Genomic DNA, 3,052 nt, shown 5'->3' on the forward strand with positions numbered 1-3,052 from the left:
GCCTTGTGTGATATGGCGGCGGCACGCCCGCAGCCGATCCCGGTATTTGCCGAGATGTCGAGCATCAACCCGGTGATTGTGCTGCCCCAGGCCTTGCACGCCAGGGCCGCGACCATCGCCCGCGACCTCACTGCCTCGGTGGTGCAAGGCTGTGGCCAGTTCTGCACCAACCCTGGCCTGGTGATCGGTATTGCCTCGCCACAGTTCACCGCGTTTACCCAACAGGTGGCGCAACTGATCGGTGAACAGCCGGCGCAAACCATGCTCAATGCCGGCACCCTGGGCAGTTATGGCAAAGGCTTGGAAAAGCTCTTGGCGCACCCTGGCATCCAACACCTGGCGGGCAGCGCTCAAGTGGGCAGTCAGGCGCAGCCGCAGCTGTTCAAGGCCGACGTGCGCTTGCTGATCGACGGTGATGAGGTGTTGCAGGAAGAGGTGTTCGGCCCTGCCACGGTGTTTGTCGAGGTCGCCGATCAGGCCCAGCTCAGCGACGCCTTGCACGGGCTGCACGGCCAGCTCACCGCGACGCTTATTGCTGAACCGGCCGACCTGCAGCACTTCACTGAACTGACGCCGCTGCTGGAGCAGAAAGTCGGGCGCATCCTGCTCAACGGCTACCCGACCGGCGTGGAAGTGTGTGATTCGATGGTTCACGGCGGGCCGTACCCGGCCACATCCGATGCCCGTGGCACCTCGGTCGGCACCCTGGCCATCGACCGTTTCCTGCGCCCGGTGTGCTTGCAGAATTACCCTGATAGCCTGCTGCCCGACGCGTTGAAAAACGCCAACCCGTTGCGTATCCAGCGGCTGGTGGATGGCACGCCATCGCGCGACCCGCTGTAACACCAGGAGGTTTTATGTCGTGTACCGCAGTCACTGCGCACCGTGCGCAGCTGGGCGAAGGCCCGTTCTGGGACGTGCCGACCCAGGCGCTGTATTGGGTGAATATCGCCGGCAAGCAGGCGCTGCGCCTGATGGGCGGGCAGTTGCAGATCTGGCAGTTGCCCGAGCACGTCTCGGCCTTCATCCCCTGTGAAAGCGGGGATGCACTGGTGACGCTGAGCAGCGGCGTGTACCGGCTGAACCTGGAAACCGAAGCCCTCACGCTGTTGTGCGTGGCCGACCCGCAACCGGGTAACCGTGGCAATGAAGCGCGCTGCGATGCCCAGGGCCGCCTGTGGTTGGGCACCATGCAGAACAACATTGGCGAGCAGGGTGAAGACCTGCCGATTACGCGGCGTTCCGGCGGCCTGTTTCGGATCGATGCCAACGCGCATGTCACGCCGCTGCTGCAAGGGCTGGGCATTCCCAACACCTTGGTGTGGAGCGATGACGGCGCGCACGTGCATTTTGGCGACAGCCTGGACGGCACTTTGTACCGGCATGCGGTCAAGCCAGAGGGTCAGCTCGAGCCTGCCCGGGTCTGGTTCGGCCCGCATGAGCGTGGTGGCCCGGATGGCTCGGCGATGGACGCGGATGGCTATATCTGGAATGCCCGTTGGGATGGCAGTTGCTTGCTGCGCCTGACGCCTGCCGGCGAGGTCGACCGCATTGTCGAGTTGCCCGTGAGCCGCCCCACCAGTTGCGTGTTCGGTGGCCCCAACCTCACCACCCTCTACATCACCAGCGCCGCCAGCCCACTCGATCACCCGCTGGATGGCGCAGTGCTGGCCATCGAGGTCGATGTGCCGGGCACACGCTGTCACCGCTTTGCCGGATAAACCCAAGACCTGAAAACAATAACAAGGAGTCACCCGTATGAATCGTCGTCGAGGTATGCGTTCCCTGTGCTGCGCCGCTGTGGCGGTGTCGGCCCTGAGCTTGGGCGGTCTGTTGCAGGCTGCTGAAGCCGTGAAGATCGGTTTTTTGGTCAAGCAGGCTGAAGAGCCGTGGTTCCAGACGGAATGGGCGTTTGCCGAAAAAGCCGGCAAGGAGCATGGCTTTACCGTGATCAAGATCGCCGTGCCCGATGGCGAGAAAACCCTCTCGGCCATCGACAGCCTGGCGGCCAACGGCGCCAAGGGCTTTGTGATCTGCCCGCCGGATGTGTCGCTGGGCCCGGCCATCGTTGCCAAGGCAAAGGCCAACGGCCTGAAAGTGATTGCGGTGGATGACCGTTTTGTCGACGCCAAAGGCAACTTCATGGAGGACGTGCCGTACCTGGGCATGGCCGCGTTTGAAGTGGGCCAGAAGCAGGGCGCGGCGATGGCGGCTGAGGCGAAAAAACGCGGTTGGGATTGGAAGGACACCTACGCGGTGATCAATACCTTTAACGAACTGGACACGGGTAAAAAGCGCACTGACGGTTCGGTTAAATCCCTGGAAGATGCCGGTTTTCCTAAAGACCACATTCTGTTCACCGCGGCCAAGACGCTCGATGTACCGGGCAGTATGGACGCCACCAACTCGGCGCTGGTCAAGCTGCCCAGCGGTGCCAAGAACTTGATTATCGGTGGTATGAACGACAACACGGTGCTCGGTGGCGTGCGCGCAACCGAAACGGCTGGTTTTGCTGCGGCCAATGTGATTGGTATCGGCATCAATGGTACGGATGCCATTGGCGAACTGAAAAAGGCTGACAGTGGATTTTTCGGTTCGATGCTGCCTAGCCCGCATATCGAGGGCTACAACACTGCGCTGATGATGTATGAGTGGGTTACCAAGGGGACGGAGCCGCCCAAGTACACGGCGATGGACGAGGTGACGCTGATTACACGGGAGAACTTCAAGCAAGAGCTGACGAAGATTGGGTTGTGGCAGTGAGGTAGGCTTGGCGGGGGGGGATCGGACGGAGTACATATCCGTTGCTGCGGTAACGGCTACCTATGGTTCCGCCCTTACGGCGGGTCACTTTTGGCAAACGCCCCAAAAGTAACCAAAAGGTCTTCGCCCCACCACTCGGTGCCTCGCTGGGGCTCGGCATGCCCTCACTCCGGCTTGAATCCGTGGGCCGCCGCGATGGGCCATCCTTGGCCCAGCGCGGCTAACCCGGCGTCCTGCCGGGTTACCCACGGATTCAAGCCTGCGTTCGGCCATCGTGGTTAACGGGGCG

Annotated in this window: 3 protein-coding genes; all 3 read left to right on the forward strand. The window is 62.2% G+C overall.

Going from position 1 to position 3,052, the window contains the following annotated elements; all coding sequences use genetic code 11:
- Positions 1–843, forward strand: an 843-nt coding sequence (locus FEM54_RS29090; RefSeq protein WP_477749745.1) for an aldehyde dehydrogenase family protein, incomplete at its 5' end; no start/stop codon positions are given.
- A gap of 14 nt (positions 844–857) precedes the next feature.
- Positions 858–1,721 carry an SMP-30/gluconolactonase/LRE family protein gene (locus FEM54_RS29095; RefSeq protein ID WP_017136517.1) on the forward strand — a complete coding sequence of 288 codons (864 nt, stop codon included), beginning with the start codon at positions 858–860 and terminating at the stop codon, positions 1,719–1,721.
- A 37-nt stretch (positions 1,722–1,758) separates the two neighbouring features.
- Entirely contained in the window at positions 1,759–2,763 is a 1,005-nt protein-coding gene (locus FEM54_RS29100; protein WP_017136516.1) for a substrate-binding domain-containing protein, read from the forward strand.
- Positions 2,764–3,052: the final 289 nt, after the last annotated feature.

This window comes from Pseudomonas edaphica (assembly GCF_005863185.1).
GTDB classification, from domain to species: Bacteria; Pseudomonadota; Gammaproteobacteria; order Pseudomonadales; family Pseudomonadaceae; genus Aquipseudomonas; species Aquipseudomonas edaphica.